Source organism: Sphingomonas sp. LM7, assembly GCF_002002925.1.
Taxonomy (GTDB): Bacteria; Pseudomonadota; Alphaproteobacteria; order Sphingomonadales; family Sphingomonadaceae; genus Sphingomonas.
In genome coordinates this window covers 1,698,334-1,718,409 of sequence record NZ_CP019511.1, presented here as the reverse complement: position 1 = coordinate 1,718,409, position 20,076 = coordinate 1,698,334, and the positions used below count along the sequence as shown (strand labels likewise).

Sequence of the window (20,076 nt, the reverse complement as noted above, 5' to 3'; positions counted from 1 at the left end):
GAATTGCGGGTCTCTACAACACGATCCGGAACAGCGCGCCGCCGGCGGGCGCATCGGTGACGTCGATCGCGCCGCCATGCGCGATGACGATCTGGCGGGCGAGGTTGAGGCCGACGCCGGTGCCGGCCGCCCGGGTGGTGAAGAAGGGCAGGAACACGTCCTGGCGCAGGCTGTCGGGAACGCCAGGGCCGTTGTCCTCGACTTCGATCAGTGTGGCCTGCGCATCGCCGAGCAGCCGGAGCGTGAGGCGCGGCCGTTCGATCGCATCCACCGCCTGCGCGGCGTTCTGCATCAGGTTGATCACCACCTGTGCAAGCAGATCCGGATCGGCATCAAGCGCGAGGCTTTCTGGAACCACATCTACGTGCAGCGGCACGCCGGCCGCCTTCGTCGCGAAGATGCGCGCGAGTTCGCCTGCCCACGGACGCGCGGCGAAGTGCCGGCGCTTGATCTCGGGAGTCTGCGCCACGGCGCGATAGGCTTCGATGAAATTGCTCAGTCCCTGTGCGCGGCGGGCGAGCGTCTCGACGGCAATGCGGGCGTCGCCGATCCGCGGATCGGCGGAGAGACCGGCGTCGCCGAGCAAGTCGGCGGCAGTCGATGCTAGTGACGTGACCGGGGTGAGAGAATTTAGGATTTCATGCGTGAGCACGCGGACAAGATCGGTCTGCGCAGCCATCTCTACTGCGTCGAGCGTGCCCTGAATCGGCTGGATGCTGACTGCGCGGGTACGCCGGCCGAGGCGCTCCAGCGTGGCGGTGCGAACCAGCACCCGCTGGGGACGGCCGTTGATAGTGAGTATCAATAACTCTTCGTTCTGCGAATCGCTCGCAAGACGACGGGCGAAGGTCGCGCCATATCCGACGAAGTCCTCGGCGAGGGTGCCGTGCTCGCCGTTGAACAGGCGCCGTGCCGCCTTGTTGGCGAGCGTGACATGGCCCTCGGCATCGACGGTGAGCACCGCGACGGGCATGTCGTCGATCAGCGCGTCGAGATATCGCAACTCGCCCGCGACGCGATCCTGCTCGGCGCGAAACCGGGCGAGCACCTGGTTGAGCGACACTCCCAGTTCGCCGAAGCCCGCGCCGCCCTGTGCATCGAACTGGATCGCAGTGTCGCCGAACTTGAGCGCTTCGATGAACCGCGCGACGGTGCGGTTGGTGCGAGTGATGTGCCGCCACAGTCCGGCGAAGGTGGCGGCGGCGATGCCGACCGCGACGATGCGCGCGGCGCCGAGCCCCGGCGTCAGGAACGCGGCAATGCACGCCAGCAGCGCGGCCACCAGCGTGACGATCCAGGCGACCAGCCCGATCGTGAAGCGCTGGTCAAAGGCCATGCTTCTCCATGCGCCGATAGAGCGCGGCGCGCGACAGCCCGAGTTCGTTTGCCGCGAGCGAGATGTTGTAGCCGTGCTTCTTCAGGGCTTCCTCAACCAGCCGGCGCTCGACGCGTTCGAGATTGAGATCGTCGGCCGGCCGCGGCGCGACCACTGCCGAGGACGCGATCCGCGGCGCCATGGAGACCAGCGCGAAGTCCTCGGGTTCGAGCGGTTCTTCGCGCGCAAGGATCACGGCGCGTTCCAGCGCATGGCGCAGGGCGCGGACATTGCCCGGCCAGTCATGGCTGAGCAGCGCCGCGCGTGCCGCGGCGCTGAGCTGCGGCAGCGGACGGCCGTAGCGACGGGCATAGTGATCGAGATAATGCTCGATCAGTTCGGGCACGTCTTCCAGCCGCTCGCGCATCGGCGGCAAGTCGATCTCGACGGTGTTGAGCCGGAATAGCAGGTCCTGGCGGAAATGGCCTTCGTCGCGCAGCTTATCGGGCGGCAAATTGGTTGCGGCGACGACGCGGATGTTGACCGGCACCGGCTTGTTGGCACCCACCGGGGTGACTTGGCGCTGTTCGAGCACGGTCAGCAGCTTGGGCTGGAGGCGCAGCGGCAGGTTGCCTATCTCGTCGAGGAACAAGGTGCCGCCGTCCGCCGCCTGGATGCGCCCGACGCGATCGGCGCGCGCATCGGTGAAGGCACCCCTCACATGGCCGAACAGCTCGGAATCGATCAGATCCTCGGAAACCGCACCGAGATCGACGGTGAGCATAACCTCGTTCGCGCGCAGCGACTGGCGGTGCAGCTCGCGCGCCACCAGCTCCTTGCCGGTGCCGTTCTCGCCGAGGACCAGGACGTTGGCATCGGTCGGCGCGGCGCGGGCGATCAGCGAATGGACGCGCGCCATCGCTGGCGACTTGCCGAGCAGCGCCGACCCGGCGACCACCGATGCAGCCGGAACGGGTGCCGCGCCCTTCGCCACCGCCGCCGTTCGCGAACGGCGCAGTGAGGCGGCGGTGCGCACGGTGGCGAGCAGCTTTTCGTTGGACCAGGGCTTGGAGACGAAATCGGTGGCGCCGCGCTTCATCGCCGCCACTGCCACCTGCACTCCGGCATGTGCCGTGATCATCACCACCACCATCTCGGGATCGAGCCCGAGCAGCTTCTCCAGCCAGGCAAGGCCCTCGGCAGCGTCGGTAGCTCCGCGTGCGAAATTGGCGTCGAGCAGCACCACGTCGGGCGTGCGCGCCTGGATCAGCGGAAACGCCTCGTCGGGGCTCCGCGCCGTCGCGACATCGCCGAATAGCCGGCGCAGCAACAGCCGCGACGCCATCAGGATGTCGTCGTCGTCGTCGATCACGACGCAATAGTCGAATTCGGGCCCACTCCCCATGCCGTCCACTCCCGTACAGCGCCTGTACGTTTCCGGACAATCAATTTGCGTGCCAAGCCGATCTTGTCTTCGCCTCGCCGACGAAGGGATGCCCTGGTCCCCGTTCGTGCTGAGCCTGTCGTTCTTGACTTCTCTCCGAGACAAGAGCGGCCTTTTCGACGGGCTCAGGCCGGACGGGGGAAGCCGGCAATCACCGCAATAATCCCGTTTGGCATGCCTTGTGCTCATGCTTCTCCGGATTGTTCGGAGCGGGGATCACGCGAGTGTCTGGGAACAGGGCCGGAAAATTGGTGCGAAATGCCGTCCTGCTGGGTGCGTTCGCCTGCGTGGTCCTCGCCTTCTCGGGCAAACCGCAGGCCGTGCTCGACATCGCGGTGCGCGGGCAGCGCGGGCACGCGCTGCTGCAGCTGGGTTCGGCCTCGATCCGCGTGGCGTTCGATTTCGGACAGAAGTGTTCGAAACCGGACGCTTGTGTGGGGGCAATCCTGTGATCAGTCTCGCTGCCGTCTGGAGTGCCCGCCTTGGCACGGGGGTTGCTCGGGCATGACCATGGGTGTCGTTCGGATGCAGAAAAATGGGGGAGACCGTCCGGTCACCGGCAGCGGGATGGACGCAGTCGTCGAGACGCGGAAGCTGTCGACCAGGATCAAGGCCGCGATCGGCGCGGCGGTGGTGCTGCTCGCCGCGGCGCTGTTCTGGTGGTTCGCGCCATCGGGTTCGAGCCAGACGGTGGGTGCCGACCATGTGACGGTGTCGAGCGTGACCCGGGGCACCTTCGACGACTTCATTCCGCTGCGCGCCCGTGTCACGCCGTTGCTCACCGTCTATATCGACGCCGTGGAGGGCGGCCGGGTCGAGAAGATGCTGGTCGAGGACGGCGCCACCGTCGCGCAGGGCCAGCCGATTGCACTGCTGTCCAACGCGGAGCTTCAGCTCTCGACGCTGGCGCGCCAGACCGAAGTCGAGCAGCAGATCAACAACATGCGCAGCCAGGAACTGGCGCTTGCCCAGACACGGCTTTCGAACGAGCGCGCAGTGCTCGAGGCGGGACTCGCGCTCGACAAGACGCGGCGTCAGTATGAGCGCGAAAAGCCGCTCGCCGCGCGCGGCTTCGTTACTGCCAAGCAGTTCGACGATACTCAGGCCGATTACGAATATCGTCAGCGCAACTATGCGGCGCTCCGGCGCAGCCAATCGACCGATGCGCGGCTCCAGACCAGCCAGCTCTCGCAGCAACAGGCGGCAGCACAATCGATGCAGTCCGGCCTGTCGATCGCCCGTGCGAACCTCGACGCGCTTCAGCTCCGTGCGCCGGTGGCAGGGCAGCTTTCGGGCTTCTCCGTGCAGGTCGGCCAGTCGCTCCAGCGCGGCGAGCGGGTGGGGCAGATCGACAGCCCGGGCCGCAACAAGTTGATCGCCGGGGTCGATGAATTCTATCTTGGCCGCGTCCAGCTCCAGCAGCGTGCCAGCCTCGATTTCGGCGGCAAGCGCTACGACGCCAAGGTCACCAAGATCTACCCGCAGGTCCAGAACGGCCAGTTCCAGGTCGATCTGCAGTTCGTCGGGCCCGAACCGGCCAACATCCAGCGCGGGCAGACGATGCAGGCGCGGCTGACGCTTGGCGATCCGGCGCCGGCGCTGCTGGTGCCCACCGGCGCCTTCTACAACGAGACCGGCGGCAACTGGATCTTCGTGGTGACCCCCGACGGCGGCAGCGCAGTTAAGCGCAACGTCCGTCTAGGCCGCCGCAACGCCGAGTTTATCGAAGTGCTCGAGGGGCTTCAGGCCGGCGAGAAGGTGCTGACCTCGCCCTACACCGGATACACCGACAAGACTCGGCTGGACTTGTCCAAATAATTAAAAGGAAAGGGAATTTCATGCTGACGATGCGCGAACTCTCCAAGGTCTATCGCACCGACACGGTCCAGACGACGGCGCTCGACGCGATCGATCTCGACATCGCCGAGGGCGAGTTCGTCGCGATCATGGGGCCTTCGGGGTGCGGCAAATCGACTTTGCTCAACATGATCGGGATGCTCGATAGCCCGTCCAGCGGCAGCTATGTGTTCAACGGCAAGGAAGTCGCCGGGCTTTCCGAGAGCAAGCTCGCAGATGTGCGCAAAGAGAGCATCGGCTTCATCTTCCAGAGCTTCAATCTGGTCGATGAGCTGAGCGTGCGCGACAATGTCGAGCTCGCCTTGCTCTACCACAATGTCTCCGCATCCGAGCGCAAGCGCCGGGTGGACGAAGTGATGGACAAGGTCGGGATCGCGCACCGCGCCAAGCATCGTCCGAGCCAGCTCTCGGGCGGCCAGCAGCAGCGCGTCGCCGTGGCCCGCGCGCTGGTCGCCAACCCCAAGCTGATCCTCGCAGACGAGCCGACCGGCAATCTCGACACGCATCATGGCGAGGAAGTGATGCGGATGCTCCAGACGCTCAACGGCGAGGGCTCGACGATCGTGATGGTCACCCACTCGCCCGCGCACGCCGATTATGCCGGGCGGATCGTGTCGATGCTCGACGGCCGCATCCTGCAGGAACGCCGCCGCGCGGCCTGATCGGTAAGGAGGGGGATCGGCCGCATGTGGCGTAACTATCTGACGATCGCGCTGCGGCTGCTGGCGCGTAACCGCGTCTATGCCGCAATCAACATCGGTGGGCTGGCGCTCGGGCTCGCCGGGTGCCTGCTGATCCTCAACTATGTCCGCTACGAGCGCGCATATGATAGCTGGATGCCCGACAGCAGCCGCGTCTATCAGGTCCAGTCGACGCTCCATCCGCCGGCCCAGCCCGCGGTGCAGCTCCAGTCGAGTTCGTACCCGCTCTACGAGCGGCTGCCCGCCGGCTTCCCGCAAATCGAGGCGATGACTTCGCTGGCCGCTGGGAAGACCGTCACCGAGCGCGACGGCCAGCCGGTGTTCCTCGACGCGACTACAGTGGATGCGGGCTTCTTCACGGTGTTCGCGCTGCCGTTCGCACAGGGCTCGGCAGCGACTGCGCTTCCCGACACCAATTCGATCGTGCTGACGCAGCGCGAGGCGATCCGCCACTTCGGCACCGCCGAAGCGCTGGGCAAGCAACTGAGCCTCGGCGCCGGTTCGGGCAAGCGCGACTACCGCGTCACCGGCGTGCTGCGCGATCTGCCACGCAACACCAGCCTGCGCCTCGCCATCCTGTTCCGCCGCGATCCCAACCAAACTCCCGCCGAGCTTCGCGGCTGGGGCAATTTCAACCAGCACCATTATATCAAGCTGCGCGCCAATGCCGACGTGGCCGCGATCAATGCCGCGCTGCCTGGCTGGGAGAAGCGCGCGATCCCCACCGAAGTGATCGACGGCAAGCCGGCGGCGATGTCCGACTTGATCGACCTCCATCTGGTGTCGCTGACCGATCTCCACCTCGGCGGCACGCAGGAAGGCGCGCTGGCGCCCGGCGGCGATCCGCGCACGCTAGCCACCTTTGCGATCGTCGCGCTGCTGACGCTCGGCATGGCAGTGATGAACTTCGTCAACCTATCGACTGCGCGAGCCGCCCAGCGGGCGCGCGAAGTGGCGCTGCGCAAGGTGCTCGGCGCCTCGCGCAGACAGCTGATTGTACAGTTCCTCGGCGAAAGCCTGGTGATGGCGGGAGCGGCGATGCTGATCGCGCTGTCGATCGTCGAGCTGGCCACGCCCTGGCTCGGCGCCTGGATCGGCGCGGACATCCGCATCGCCTATACCGGCCCGGGCGGGATGCTGTGGCCGGCGCTCGGGCTGTTCGCCGCGACCGGGCTGCTCGGCGGGCTCTATCCGGCTTTCTATCTCAGCCGCTTTCAGCCGGCCGAAGTGCTTCGCGCCAATCGCGCCTCGGTCGAGACGCCAGGTAATGGCCGCTTCCGTACTGCGCTGGTCGTGGTCCAGTTCGCCATCGCGATCGGGCTGATCGCCAGCACCATCGTCATCGTGTCGCAGACCCGCTTCGTCGAGCGCGTCGATCCCGGCTATCGGCGCGATGGGCTGGTCCAGATCGACAATGCCTGGCGCTTCACCCAAGGCTCCGAATATGAAGCGGCGCGCGCCGCGATGCTGGCGATTCCGGGGGTTGCCGGGGTGGGCCGCACCGAACTCGGGCTGGGATCGACGCAGAAGACGCTTCGGCTGATGCAGCTGCCCGGCGCCACCGACTATATCTCGATGGGGCTGTACGGCATCGACGCGGACCTGCTTCGGACGATGGACGTGAATCTCCTCGCCGGGCGCCGGCTAGGCGATCGCTTTGCCGCCGATCGGGTCGGCGGGTCGGAGGCGGATCTGGTCTCGCGCGGCATCAACGTGGTGGTCAACCGGGCCGGCGCGGCCAGGCTCGGCTATCGCACGCCCCAGGCGGCGATCGGACAGAGCGTGCGCGTCGCCGCCTATGGCCTCGTGCTGGTGCCGTCCATGATCGTCGGCGTCGTCGAGGATACCCGGTTCCGCACCGCACGCGACGCGATCGAGCCGATCGTCTATGTCTATGCCCCCGAACGCACGAGCCAGGTGCTGGTCCGCTACGCCGCCGCGCGTCCGGCCGAAGTGATGGCGGCGCTGAACAAGGTCTGGCGCCGCTTCGAGCCCGAAATTCCGTTCGAGGCGCGTTTCGCCGACGATATCGTGCGCGAGATCTATGCCGCCGATCGCGCCCGAGGTGCGCTGTTCGCGAGCTTCTCCGGGCTCGCCGTGCTAATCGCCTGCCTCGGGCTCTACAGCCTCGCCGCCTTCGCGACCGAGCGGCGGACCAAGGAGATCGGCATTCGCAAGGTGCTCGGCGCGAAGGTGCGCCACATCGTGCGGCTGCTGGTTTGGCAGTTCTCCAGGCCGGTGGTGCTTGCCAATCTGTTCGCCTGGCCAATTGCCTGGTGGGCGATGCGCGCATGGCTCAACGGCTTCGACGTCCGCGTGCCGCTCGGCCCGACGCCCTTCGCCGTTGCCGGGCTGCTGGCGCTCGCCATCGCAGTCGCCACCGTCGCCGGCCATGCCATGCGCGCCGCCCGCGCCAATCCCGTCCACGCGCTTCGCTACGAATAGGAACCAGACCATGTGGCGCAATTACGTGACCGTCGGCCTGCGGGCCCTGGCCAAGAACAAGGTTTATGCCTTCATCAACATCTTCGGGCTGTCACTCGGCATCGCCGCGTGCCTGCTGATTCTCACCTATGTGCGCTACGAGTCCAGCTATGACGACTGGATGCCCGAGGCCGAGCAGGCATATCAGCTCCAGGATTTCTACAAGCCCACGGCTGATGGCGGCGAGGAATATAAGCTGCAGATGTCGAGCTTCGCCTCGGGCATCGCGCTGCAGAAGGATTTCCCCCAGATTCTCAAGCGCGTCTACCTCGCCGATCGCGGCATCAACGTCGTCTACAAGGGACAGGCATTCCGTCCGCGCGACAGCTATTTCGCCGACGGCAACATCTTCGAAATCCTGCCGATCTCCTTCGTCCGCGGCGATCGCGCGCATGCGCTGGACGACCCGCATGGCGTGGTGCTGAGCGAGAGCGAGGCGAAGAAGTATTTCGGCAATGCCGATCCGGTCGGGCAGACAGTGACGCTGATAAGCGACGAACTGCGCGAGGATTACCGCGTCACCGGGGTTTTCGCGGACCTGCCGAAGAATAGCCATTTGCGCCTCGACATCGTCGCGCGGTTCGATCCGCAGACCTATTACCGCAACAACACCAGCATGCTGACGTCGTGGAACGCGCAAGGCGGCTATGTCTATGTGAAGGTCCGCCCGGGCACCGACGTGGCGCAGATGGAGGCGCAGTTCCCCGCCTGGGAGAAGCGCAACATCCCAAACGATCCTGCCGATGGCGGACCCGTCACCAATCCGGGCACCGACCAGGATTTCCGGCTGACCAACGTCCGCGACGTGCATCTGGGCGAGGCACAGCAATCGGGCTTCTCGCCCGGTAGCGACAAGCGGACCATCTTCACCTTCGCTGTGGTGGCGCTGATGATCCTGGGGATGGCATGCATCAACTTCACCAATCTCGCCACGGCACGGGCATCGCAGCGCGCGCGCGAAGTGGCGCTGCGCAAGGTGCTGGGCGCGACCCGCAAGCAATTGATCGTTCAGTTCATCGGCGAATCCGTGCTGGTGGCGGGGATTGCAACCCTGGTCGCGCTTGCCTTCGCGGAACTGGCGCTGCCGCCGCTCAACACCTTTCTGGATGCGACGATGCAGATCCGCTATTTCGGTGCGCACGGCATTCTGCTGCCAGTCGTGCTTCTGGCGGTGATCGTCGGGATCGCAGGGGGCGCCTATCCGGCGCTGTATCTATCGCGCTTCCAGCCCGCCGTCGTGCTCAAGGCCAACAAGTCGGCCGCCGATGCCGAGGGCAATGGACGACTGCGCAACCTGCTCGTGGTGGGGCAGTTCGCCGTCTCGATCGGTCTGCTCATCTGCACCGCGATAGTTTATTCGCAGACGATCTACGCGCGAACGATGGATGCGGGATATCGCCGCGACGGGCTGTTGCAGGTGCTGCGTCTCAACACGCCGCAGGCGGAAGCGGTGTCGCGTGCCTTTATCGAGGAGGTCCGGCAAGTGCCCGGCGTCTCTTCGGTCGCGCGCACCTCCATCGGGGTCAATCCCGGCAACAACTCGATGACCTCGGTGCGCCTGCCGGGCCAGACGCGCAACGCGCAACTCGGCATCTACGGCATAGACCCCGGGGTGATCGACACGCTGGGGATGAAGCTGCTCGCCGGACGCACCTTTTCGGAAGCGGTGGCGATGGACGATGCCACGACGCCCTCGCCGGTCGATATAGATGCCGAGCGGGCGCTGGCGGCGCGCGGCATAAACGTGATCCTGTCCGAGATGGCGGCCAAGCGGCTCGGCTTCGCGACGCCACAGGCAGCGATCGGCAAGCAGCTACAGGCTGGCCTGACCATCAGCGAGGCCGGTACCTGGGTGCCGGCGACGATCGTCGGCGTGGTCAGCGACGTGCGGTATCGCAGCGTCCGCGAGCCGCTCCAGCCAATCCTCTATTTCTATCAGACGCGCGGCTATTCGACATTGCTTGTCCGGCATGCTGGCGAAGCGAGGCCGGTGCGCGACAAGGTCGAGGCGATCTGGAAGCGCATGCTGCCCGAGATCCCGTTCGAGGCGCGTTCGGTGACCGACATCGTACACAACCTGTACCGTCGTGACGAAACCCGCGCCCAGCTGTTCGGGATGTTCGCGATCCTCGCCGCGGTGATCGGCTGTCTCGGGCTGTTCGGTCTCGCGGCCTTCACTGCCGAGCGCCGTACCAAGGAAATCGGCATCCGCAAGGTGCTCGGCGCGCGGACCCGCGACATCGTGCAGCTCCTCGTCTGGCAGTTCAGTCGCCCCGTGCTGATCGCCAATCTGATCGCGTGGCCGGTGGCGTGGTGGGTGATGCGCGACTGGCTCAACCAGTTCGACGTCCGCATCGGCCTGACGCCCACGCCCTTCGTGGCGGCGGGGCTGCTTGCGCTGCTGATCGCCGTCGCGACGATCGGCGCGCATGCCTTCCGCGTCGCGCGCACCAATCCGGTCAATGCCCTGCGCTACGAGTAGGCGCGTCAGTTCAGGGCCGGGCGGGCGGGCGAGGGGTGAGCAGGTGATCTGCGTAACCTCTCGCCCGTTTCGCTCAAGTAATGGCGACGAAAAAGGCTATCCTCGTCTGGAGCTCAGAATCGCATGTTGGGGCCGCTTTCATTGGCCTACGCTGAAATACTTGCTTGCGGGACGATGGTCTGCCAGCTTTCCGGTCGATCGTCGCAGCGGGGCAGGTCGTGGCGGAAGAACAGGAAGTTGTTCGCCAGTACCGTGCGTTTCTAAGCTACAGCCACAAGGATGCGGCGGTGGCGCGCCTGGTGCACAAGCGGCTCGAATCCTTTCATATGCCACGCCGGCTGATCGGCAAACGCGCAACGGGGGCGCTCCCGGCAAGGCTGGCGCCGATCTTCCTCGATCGGGAAGAACTGTCCGCTGGACATGATCTCAGCGCAAAGGTGCGGTCGGCGCTGGCGGGATCGCAGAGCCTTGTCGTCCTATGCTCCCCGGACAGCGCCGCCTCGATCTGGGTGCGCAAGGAAATCGAGACGTTTCGCGAACTGCACCCCGACCGGCCCGTGCTGGCCGCGATCGTCCGCGGCGATCCGGTCCTGTGTTTTCCGGAGGCGCTTTCGGCCGGGGGTGTCGAGCCGCTCGCCGCCGATCTGAGAAAGGAGGGCGACGGCCACCGCCTCGGCCTGCTCAAGCTGGTCGCCGGGCTGTCGGAAGTCGATCTCGATGCCCTTGTCCAGCGCGACGCGCAGCGCCGCATCCGACGCGTGATGGCGGTCACGGCGGGCGCGCTCGCCGCGATGCTAGTCATGACGGTGTTGACGAGCTTTGCCCTGACCGCCCGGCGCGAAGCCGAGCGCCAGCGCGCCGAGGCGGAAGGGCTGGTGGAGTTCATGCTGACGGATCTGCGTGACCGGTTGCGGAAGGTGGGGCGGCTCGACACGATGACCGCCGTCAACGCCCGCGCGCTGCGATATTATGGCGGGCGGAACGACGTGTCGGGGCTTCCGGACGAGTCGCTGGTGCGGCGCGCGCGCATCCTTCAAGCGGTTGGCGACGACTTGCTTGTCGAGGGCAGGGCCCGGAGCGCACTCGCCGCGTTCGACGAGGCGCGACAGACCACGGCCGAGCAGGTCCAGCGCGGAGCGGGCGATCAATATCTGCTCGCGCACACCAAGAGCTTGATGGGAATCGGCCGCGTGTACGAGGAGATGCGCGATTGGCCGCGGGCGCAGGCGCAATACGCCGCTGCCGCTGCGACGGCCGACCGTCTGGCCAGGGCGACGCCGACCGAGCCCGAGCCTCTGATGAAAGCGGCTTCGGCTTCGATCAATCTCGGCAATGTCCAACTCTACGGCACGCGGGACTATCGGGCTGCGCAGCGTTCCTACGACCGCGCGCTGCTGATGCTGGCCCGCGCGTTGCGGCTCGCGCCCGGTGACGAACATATCCTGCTGAGCCTGGCCAACGCTTATGGCTATCTCGCCGACAGCTTCTACATGCGCGGGCTCTGGGCGCGCTCGCGCGACGCGCGCCTGCGGCAGCATGCCATCATCGCGCCACTCGATCGGCCCGACAATCTGGATGTCCGGTTCCGGCTGGCGGCAGCGCGCCGAGGCCTGGCACTTTCCCTGTTCAGAAGCGACGACAAGGCCGGCGCGCGTGCGCGGCTCAAGCAAGCCCGCGAGGCGGTCGATTTCCTGACATCGCGAGACCCGCAGAACAGCGACTGGTTGGCGCTGAAGCGTAAGCTGCAGAGCGATCAGCAGGGATGGGGACGGAGAAGCCCGTTGCTAGAGCCGCGGAGTGACGATGGCCGCCGTTCGGCGTGTGAAGGAGAGTGAATAGCGTAAGCCACTATGTCGAGGGAGGGTAAGATGAGCGCAGGTTCGGAGCCACGCGACAGCGGAAACGCGGTAGTCGTGGACGAGGCAGGGGAACAGACGCGCGCCGGTTCGGCGCCCTATGCCTATTTCTACTATGTGACACCGGGCCAGACGATGCACGGTTATCACGGCAAGGTAGAAGCTTTTTTGATACATGCGGGTGATGTCAATTCATCCGCCAAAATTGAAGACCTGATTCCGATCTGGACGAGTGAGATTAAGAGCGGGGCCAGAAAGCCGGTGGGTTGGGGACTTGGCGATTTGAAGTGGCGCTGGAAGAGCTATCTCGTGGTGGTCCTGGACGCGCCGGGATATAAATTCGGTTCCGCGGAGGGCCTCGTAATTACGGGCGGGCGCCACACGTTCACAGGCAAGACATTGACCCAATTTACCACGACGGACGGCTCGAAGGTGCAGGCAATATATTGCATCAACCATGTCAAGAAGAAGAATGGAAAGCCGTGGAAGGATGCGGAACTCGAGACGTTCTATCCCCTGAAGCTGGATGTGCTGCGCGGCCCCTCGGTCCACCCGTTTTTCTCGCACGATGACACCGGCACCAATACCGGGCCGCCACCACCGTGATGGCCGATAAACGCATCGAGCGTCACAAAGATAACCGACGCGGAGTTGCACCATGAGCAGTTCGTCTCCCGCTGCCATCATCGCGCTGGCTCGTGCCGGGGCGATTGATGAGGCGCTTCGCCGCTTTGCCGCGGCGGACGCTTCGCCCGACGACGTGGCGATGCTGATCGTCAAGGGGCGGTTGCTGAAGGATCTCGCGCTCCGTTCGTCTGCGCAGGAGCGGCAGCTTCTCTATCGCGAGGCTGCCGCCGCCTACAGGCGCTCGGCGGAATTGCAGCCGGCGACATATCCGCTGATCAACGCGGCGACATTGGCGGCGCTGGGCGGCAGCGTCGACGAGGCGGAGAGCCTGGCGCTGGAGGTGCTCGGCAGCATCGATGCGCATCCCGACGAGCCCGAAACGCCCTATTATCGCGCCGCTACCCGCGCCGAGGCGCTTCTGCTGCTGAACCGGCACGACGAGGCGCGCGCGGCGTTCGCCGAAGCCATCGCGCTGGCGCCAAAGGCTTGGGAAGATCATGCCACCACGCTGCGCCAGTTCAGGCTGGTTCTCACGGCGCAGGGGCGGGACGCGTCCTGGCTCGACGCGCATCGGCCCCCGCGCTCGCTCCATTTCGGCGGACACATGTCGTTCGATTCCGACGCCGTCGGCCGCAAGGATCTGGACCGGGAAATCCTGGCCTTGCTGGAAGAAGAGAGGATCGGCTTCGGCTATGGCGCGCTGGCAGCGGGCGCCGACATCCTCATCGCAGAGGCGCTCCTCGCGCGCGGAGCGCAGCTGCACGCCGTGCTCCCCGGGGGAGCAGCAGCCTTTGCATCGGTATCGGTGGACCCGTTCGGTGCGGCGTGGCGGCGGCGGTTCGACGCCCTAGTCGATCAGGCGGAGACGGTGCGGGCCGTCCGCCCGTTCGGATCGCCGCCGGGAACGGTGACGATCGGGCTTGCCGACGAGATCGCCATGGGCGCGGCAGTGCTCAACGCACGCCAGCTGGAAAGCGAGGCGACCCAGCTGCTCGTGGTCGCCGGCGACGATGCTGCCGCGTCCGGCGCCAGCGCGACGCTCCAGGCGCAAGACATCTGGGCGGCGAGCAATCGGCGCCAGCGGATCGTGCAGGCGCCACGCGAGACCGCGGGTGCGTCCCAGGTTGCGGAGACGCTGGAGGCGGAAGCACGCGCGGCGCTCGCGGTGATCGCGATCATGCCTGCCCAGTCCGCAAAGGCCGACACGATCGAACGATGGCTGGCAACGGTCGGCGAAGCCATTACGAGGGTATCCGTTCCCGTCGTCGCGCCGTATCTGTCGGGCGAGCGGGTGCTGCTCGCACACAAGAATTTGCAGGATGCGGCTGACCTGATCCTCGCACTGGCTCGCGACGGTCATCGCGTGGGGGGTGATTTTTGCGCAGTCGTGCCCTTCGAGGACCCCTTCTCGAACGCGCTGCGGTTGCCGGCAGAAGCGACCAGCCCTGCGGAAGCGGCGGCGGCATCGACGCCCGCGGGCTCCGCCTGCGTCACCCAGGACTTTGCGGCGGCGCTGGCGGCAAGGGGGAGCGACGGCGTTCGCGCCGATTATGTCGGCGAACTCGAACCGCACGCAGCAGAGCCGCCGATCGGGCTCTACGCGCTCAAATGATCAGCGCCTCCAGCCGGTGCGGCGCCACCACCGTCAGCGAATATGCGTCGCGGCGGATGATGCCCCGGCGATCCAGCGCATTCACGGCGCGGGAGGCCGTCTCGCGCGTCGTCGCCACCCGAAGCGCAAGTTCCGACAATATCGGCGCAGGGCTGATCCGGAGATCGGGTGCTCGCCGTGCCTCTCGCAACAGCTCGGCATAGACACGGCCTACCGCCGACAACGCGGCGCGCTCATAGATCCGCCCGGTCATCTGGCGAAGGCGCGCCATCAGCATGCGCGACAGGGCTAGGCCGATGGCGCCGTGCTGTTCCGCCAGCCGGGCGAGTTCGGCCGCTTCGAGCACGAACGTCTCTACCGGGTCCAGCGCGACCACATCGGCGTCCTGGCGAACCGAGTCGATCTCACCGATCGCGCCGAACAGGTCTCCGGACCGGAAGTCGTGGAGCAAGATGATCTGCCCGTCGGCGCCGTACAACAGCGCCTGTGCCCGGCCCGAGATCAGCAGATAGGCGAGCGTGAGCCAGTCGCCCTGCCGCAGGATGATCGCCCGGTCCCCGAAATGGCGCAGGCGCCCGCGCCGCACGACCTGTGCGGCGATGTCGGCCGAGCAGGCAAACGCCTTCGCCACGAAGGGGAGGGGATATCCGTCCTCCTGCTGCTCTGCGGGCGCCATCGGGGTCACTCGCGAAGTGAACCCCAATGACGGATATTTGACAACTGCCACCGCGCGGCCTCCGCTGCGCTAATCAGCGCGGCAGCTTCTCGATCAGCTTCACGGCGACCGCCTGAGCGATGGCGCGCTTCTCTTCCTTCCTGATCAGCGGATAGCCGCTGTGATTCGCCGGATCGTGCATCAGCGGCGGCGTCACCTCGACGAACGCATCGCCTTTGCGCACCGACAGTGTGTCGTTTGGCCCCCACACGGCTTCGTCGCCGAGCGCCGGGACGGCGCCCGTGTCCTTCTTGAGCATCTCGGCGACATCCGCGCCAGCACCGCCCTTGTCAGCGACTGTGCCGCCCATGCCGCCCAGCAGCTCGGCGGAACGGTGCACCACTTCCATCGCCTTGGCGCCGCCGGTGGCGCGGACGGTGATCTGGACGCCGTCATTGGGCTCGCTTCGATAGGTGCAGGACACGCCGTCGCGATTGGTGCCGGTCACCTTGTCGGTGGTGATCGCAGTCATTTCCCGGGGCGTGATCAGCGTGCAGGGGTCGATGTCGTGACCGCCCCCAGCCGCACCGCCGCCGGCAACGGCAGTTTCGCCGTTCTCCGCAGTCTGGCGGCCGCCGCAGCCGGCCAGCGCCAACCCCGCAACCACCACTGCCGTGCACATCGTCATCGCGTGTCGCATGATCATCCTCCCTTTTGAACCCCATTGCCGGGCTAGACGGCGGCGGCGGATCGAAGCGGACATGCAGCGCCCGGCTCACGAGAAATTTGCCGGCGATGTCCGTTTGCGCCGCAAACCGCCGTCTTGTCCTGAGCAGCGACAGGGAGGTGGGCGATGCGTGAACGGGCTTTGGGAATTTCGGGTCTTCGAAGGAACCGCGCGCGCTGGGGCTGCGCGCTGGCGACGCTGGCGCTGGGCGCCTGTGCGTCGCAGCCTGACGAAACCGCGAACGGCATCGCCGCCAATGTCATCGAGAACGCTACCGTGATTGCGAATGTCGGCGCGCCAGCCGGCGCAGTCGCGGCGGCGCCGGCTGGCTTCGATCCGGCCAGCGCGCCGATGGGCAGCGCACCGGGTGGTGCTTGGCCCTATTTCAGCCTGATGGAAGGCTATGAGCCGCTGTCGCTCAAGAACCGGCCGGGCGATTCCTCGCGGGAGCTCCAGCATGACGTCGCCTATGACCGCTACGAATTCTTTGACGGGAAGAAGGTGATCCCCGTCGAGGGGCAGCTCTACACGAGGCGCGCGCTCGGCAAGGGCGTGTCGATCTTCCAGGCGCAGAAGACCTATGAGAAGCTCGTCAAGGATCTGGGCGGGGGCACGGTCTGGGAGGGCTCCGGCAAGGAGATCACCGACGCCAAGCTGAAGTTCGCCGACAACCGCCACCGCGGCCTCTACAATCTGGGTGCCGAGAAGGGCGGCACCTATATGGTCCGTACGCCGGCCGGTGAGATCTGGGTCGAGGTGTGGAAGCGCTGGCAGGACGAGGACGACAGCTACTGGCTGACCATCGTCGAGAAGAAAGCGCTGGAGATGAAGGCGAAGCTGCTCGACGCGGAGCAAATGAAGGCCGCGCTCGACGCGCAGGGCCATGTGGCTCTGTACATCAACTTCGATACCGACGCGACGGCTATCAAGCCGGATTCGCAGCCGATCCTCGCCGAGATCATCAAGCTGCTCAAAGCGCATCCCCAACTCAGGCTCGAGGTTCAGGGCCATACCGACAATTCGGGGGCCGCCGCGCACAACCAGCAGCTGTCCACCGGTCGTGCCAGCGCCGTGCTCGGCGCGCTGCTGGCACAGGGCATCGCAATCGATCGGCTGACCGCCAAAGGCTATGGCCAGACCAAGCCGGTCGCCGACAACGCCACCGACGACGGCAAGGCGAAGAACCGGCGTGTAGAACTGGTAAAGCGCTGATCTGCTGGCATTGCGTGCAGTATGGCTGGCGATTTGATGGCCTTGTGATGTGCCGCGTGTCGAGTTCGCACTTGCGTTCGTCGGGCCTGCCCGGGATGCTGTAGCGATGCAGTCGTCCGAGGAACTGATTCGAGTCCTGTACGACGAGCTGCATCATATCGCGCAGCGCGAGCATCGTCGCGCCGGCAGCCCGAACACGATCCAGGCCACTGCGCTGATCAGCGAAGCCTATCTCAAGATCCGCCAGCGCGAGGATTGGGACAGCGACCGCCATTTCCTCGGCTGCGCGGCGACGGCGATGCGCCACATCATGATCGACGCGGCGCGCGCGCGGCTGGCCGGCAAGCGCGCGGCGGAAGTCCATGGCTATACTCGCGCCATCGAATCCCAGGCCGCCACCGCGGCGGACGATGAGGAGCTTGCCGGGCTGGGTGACGCGATGCGCCGGCTGGCCTTGGCCGATCCGCGGCTGGCGCAAGTGGTCGATTGCCGCTTCTTCGCCGGGCTCGACGAGCGCGAGACCGGGTTCGTGCTGGGCGTCACCGATCGCACCGTGCGCCGGCTATGGGTGCAGGCGCGTGCAATACTCTATAGCGGACTAGCGATCGCCGACTGACGCTCAGGGAAGCGCCGCGATCCGCCGCTCGATCGTGGCGATCGACGTCAGGCCGAAGCTGCCCGCCGGCCCCATCGCCGCAAACGCGGACCGCGCGCGCGCTGCCGCTGCCTGCGCCTGCGGCTTGTTGCCGGCCTTGAGTGCCACCACCGCTTGCGTCATCGCATATTGGCCGGTGAGCGGATTGGGCGTGGGCAGCGGCGCCATTGCCTTTGCCGCCTCGGCGAGCGTCGCGGTTGCCGCCGCCACATCGCCGCGTTCCGCGCGGGTCTGCGCCAGCGCGAGCTTGATGACGATGGTAGGCAGGGCCACCGGCCCGAGGAAGCGCACCGCGAGCGTTTCGGACTCGCCCAGCGCCGTCTCGGCACCGACGAAGTCGCGCTTGGCGATCCGCGCCTTGCCGAGCTGCATCAGATCGGTTGCCAGGCCCGCGCTCTCGCCGAACAGGCGACGGCGGCGCTCGGCGGCGGCGGTGACTGTCTGCTCGGCAGCCGCCGGATTGCCCTGACGCAACTGCCAGGTTGCGCGCAACTGATCGATGTTGAACGCCTGGATCACGTCGCGCGCGCCAGGATGGGCGAGCGTCCGGTCGATCCGTTCGAGCAGCGGCGGGATCTCATCGCCGCGATTGGACTCGATCAGATACACCAGCATGTTGTTGTAGCGCGTGAGCAGCGCGCTGTCGTTCGCCGCGAGCGCGCGTTCGGCACCGGGAAGGTCGGCCATCAGTATCCCGATCGCAGTGTCGTAATCGCCCTTGCGCCGGGCGATCGCCGCGCGGGAAAGCAGGGTCTGCTGGAGATCGACGGCGTAGCGCTGCGGGTCGGTGCGGAATACCTGGTCCGCCTCGTCGAGCAGCTTCGGAGCGATCTCCCCCTGGCCGACCGATATCCCGGTGTCGGCGAGGCCGGCGCGCAGGCGGGCGGTCCAGATCGAGCTGTCGCGGCCGATGCCGCGGTCGAGCGCGCCCCTGTAGAGCACGAAGGCGCCCTTTGGGTCTTGGATGTTGACGAACAGGTCGCCCATCGCGGCGATGGTCTGTCCCGAGCGTTCGGAGCCGTCGAGCCGCGCGAGCATCCGCGCTGCCGACTGGTCGAGCGCCTGTTTCAGCGTCAGGTCTGCCGAACTCGGAGTGGTGCCCAGCATCAGCGTCAGCGTCTGGACGATGGAATCCGATCGGCGCGCCTCGGCGCGGGCGAGATCGCGCTCGACTCCGGTGCGCTGTGCCTGAATCGCGAACGCCACCGCGCCGAGCAGCACCGCGACGATCACTGCAGCGACCGCCGCGATCGGAACGCGGTTGCGCCGCACGAACCTGCCAAAGGCATAGCGCCGTGATCCCTGGCGAGCCTGAACCGGACGAAAGCTCTGGGCGCGTTCGATGTCCTCGCTCAGCGCCTCGACCGTCGCATAGCGCTGGAGCGGCTCCTTGCGCATCGCCTTGAGCACGATCGCATCGAGATCACCCTTGAGCCGCACGGGCGGCACGGGCGCATGGGCGAGAGTGGCGGCGACCTTGCTCGGCAGCGGCGGTTCCTCTGTCACCACGCGGCGGACGATCGTCGGCAGCGATCCGCCTGATTGCCAGGGCCGCCGTCCGGTCAGCAGCTCGAACAGCAAGGCCCCGAGCGCGTGCACGTCGGTGGCCGTCGTCACCGGGCCGGAATCGAACTGTTCGGGGGCGGCATAGTCGGGGGTGATCAGCGCCTGGGTCTGGGCGAGCGCGTCGCCGCCGTCCGCGAGCAGCTTGGCGACGCCGAAATCGAGCAGATGCGCGCGGCCGCTGGCATCGATCATCACGTTCGACGGCTTGAGGTCGCGATGGACGATCAGATTGGCATGCGCATGGGAAACGGCTTCGCAAATCTGCGCGAAGATGCGCAGCCGCGTTTCGAGCGTCGGCGTGTTGGCTTCGCACCAGCGATCCAGCGGCTCGCCGTCGATATAGTCCATCGCCATCCAGGGACGGCCTTCGGGCGTGATCCCGCCGTCGATCAGCCGCGCGATATTGGGATGGTCTACCTGGGCAAGCAGCCGACGTTCGCGCGCGAAGATCTCGGCGCTGAGCATCGAATCGATGCGCAGCAGCTTGATCGCCACGCGCTGGGTAAAGCCGGCGTCCTGGCGCTCGGCGAGATAGACTTCACCCATGCCCCCCATGCCGATCGACGCAATGATCTCGAACGGGCCGACGCGCGCGCCGGGGACGAAAGAGGAGCCCGGCGCGGGCGCCGTTGCGGCCTCGAATTCGGGCGTCGGACCGTCCAGCACGCCGCGCCGTGCGGCGCCTTCCAGCAGCGCGCGGACCTGTATGGCAACTTCGGGAGGCGTGTCGGCAAGCCGGGTCTCGCGCCGGTTTGAGTCCAGCGGCTCGAGTTCCTCGAACAGCCTCACGGCAACCATCAAACTGCTGTCCAACACGCCCACCCCCCGGTTTCGTCGAGCACACCATATCTGCGCCCGCGCGCAGGTGAAGTGGTTTTCCGCG

Annotated in this window: 15 protein-coding genes; 10 read left to right on the top strand and 5 right to left on the bottom strand. The window is 66.5% G+C overall.

What is annotated here, in order from left to right; genetic code table 11:
- Window positions 1–13 precede the first annotated feature (13 nt).
- Together BXU08_RS07715 and BXU08_RS07710 are read right to left on the bottom strand one after the other, a co-directional pair.
- Window positions 14–1,336, bottom strand: coding sequence for a PAS domain-containing sensor histidine kinase (locus tag BXU08_RS07715; RefSeq protein ID WP_077509527.1), 1,323 nt, complete (start codon window positions 1,334–1,336; stop codon window positions 14–16).
- A complete protein-coding gene (locus BXU08_RS07710) occupies window positions 1,326–2,720 on the bottom strand; it encodes a sigma-54 dependent transcriptional regulator (protein WP_077512143.1) in 1,395 nt (464 codons plus the stop codon). Before BXU08_RS07710 ends, BXU08_RS07715 begins: the two co-directional genes overlap by 11 nt.
- Before the next feature lie 290 nt (window positions 2,721–3,010).
- Here BXU08_RS07710 and BXU08_RS07705 point away from each other — a divergent pair, with 290 nt between their 5' ends.
- The 8 genes from BXU08_RS07705 (at window position 3,011) to BXU08_RS07670 (ending at window position 14,378) form a co-directional block, all read left to right on the top strand.
- Window positions 3,011–3,211, top strand: a complete 201-nt coding sequence (locus BXU08_RS07705) for a hypothetical protein (protein WP_150125462.1) — start codon at window positions 3,011–3,013, stop codon at window positions 3,209–3,211.
- 52 nt (window positions 3,212–3,263) lie between these two features.
- A complete protein-coding gene (locus BXU08_RS07700) occupies window positions 3,264–4,577 on the top strand; it encodes an efflux RND transporter periplasmic adaptor subunit (protein WP_253190541.1) in 1,314 nt (437 codons plus the stop codon).
- Window positions 4,578–4,597: 20 nt separating this feature from the next.
- Entirely contained in the window at window positions 4,598–5,278 is a 681-nt protein-coding gene (locus BXU08_RS07695; protein ID WP_077509525.1) for an ABC transporter ATP-binding protein, read from the top strand.
- A 24-nt stretch (window positions 5,279–5,302) separates the two neighbouring features.
- Window positions 5,303–7,762 carry an FtsX-like permease family protein gene (locus BXU08_RS07690; RefSeq protein ID WP_077509524.1) on the top strand — a complete coding sequence of 820 codons (2,460 nt, stop codon included), beginning with the start codon at window positions 5,303–5,305 and terminating at the stop codon, window positions 7,760–7,762.
- Window positions 7,763–7,772: 10 nt separating this feature from the next.
- Window positions 7,773–10,283 (top strand): ABC transporter permease, encoded by a 2,511-nt coding sequence (locus BXU08_RS07685; RefSeq protein ID WP_077509523.1) that lies wholly within the window; start codon window positions 7,773–7,775, stop codon window positions 10,281–10,283.
- 218 nt (window positions 10,284–10,501) lie between these two features.
- Window positions 10,502–12,118, top strand: coding sequence for a toll/interleukin-1 receptor domain-containing protein (locus BXU08_RS07680; protein ID WP_171982458.1), 1,617 nt, complete (start codon window positions 10,502–10,504; stop codon window positions 12,116–12,118).
- A 33-nt stretch (window positions 12,119–12,151) separates the two neighbouring features.
- Entirely contained in the window at window positions 12,152–12,745 is a 594-nt protein-coding gene (locus BXU08_RS07675; protein WP_077509521.1) for a hypothetical protein, read from the top strand.
- 52 nt (window positions 12,746–12,797) lie between these two features.
- Window positions 12,798–14,378: a TRAFs-binding domain-containing protein gene (locus BXU08_RS07670; RefSeq protein WP_077509520.1), complete on the top strand. Its 1,581-nt coding sequence runs from the start codon at window positions 12,798–12,800 to the stop codon at window positions 14,376–14,378.
- Here the strand turns inward: BXU08_RS07670 and BXU08_RS07665 are convergent.
- Together BXU08_RS07665 and BXU08_RS07660 are read right to left on the bottom strand one after the other, a co-directional pair.
- Entirely contained in the window at window positions 14,371–15,105 is a 735-nt protein-coding gene (locus BXU08_RS07665; RefSeq protein WP_150125461.1) for a Crp/Fnr family transcriptional regulator, read from the bottom strand. The genes BXU08_RS07670 and BXU08_RS07665 overlap by 8 nt on opposite strands.
- A 22-nt stretch (window positions 15,106–15,127) precedes the next feature.
- A complete protein-coding gene (locus BXU08_RS07660) occupies window positions 15,128–15,739 on the bottom strand; it encodes a DUF3558 domain-containing protein (RefSeq protein ID WP_077509518.1) in 612 nt (203 codons plus the stop codon).
- 147 nt (window positions 15,740–15,886) lie between these two features.
- Between BXU08_RS07660 and BXU08_RS07655 the strand changes: the two genes are divergently transcribed.
- Together BXU08_RS07655 and BXU08_RS07650 are read left to right on the top strand one after the other, a co-directional pair.
- Window positions 15,887–16,972, top strand: a complete 1,086-nt coding sequence (locus BXU08_RS07655) for an OmpA family protein (RefSeq protein WP_077509517.1) — start codon at window positions 15,887–15,889, stop codon at window positions 16,970–16,972.
- A 106-nt stretch (window positions 16,973–17,078) separates the two neighbouring features.
- The gene (locus BXU08_RS07650; RefSeq protein ID WP_077509516.1) at window positions 17,079–17,588 is read left to right on the top strand and encodes an ECF-type sigma factor; all 510 of its coding nucleotides are present in this window, start codon (window positions 17,079–17,081) and stop codon (window positions 17,586–17,588) included.
- Window positions 17,589–17,591: 3 nt separating this feature from the next.
- Here BXU08_RS07650 and BXU08_RS07645 read toward each other — a convergent pair whose 3' ends face one another.
- Window positions 17,592–19,991, bottom strand: coding sequence for a serine/threonine-protein kinase (locus tag BXU08_RS07645; protein ID WP_077509515.1), 2,400 nt, complete (start codon window positions 19,989–19,991; stop codon window positions 17,592–17,594).
- Between the last annotated feature and the right edge of the window lie 85 nt (window positions 19,992–20,076).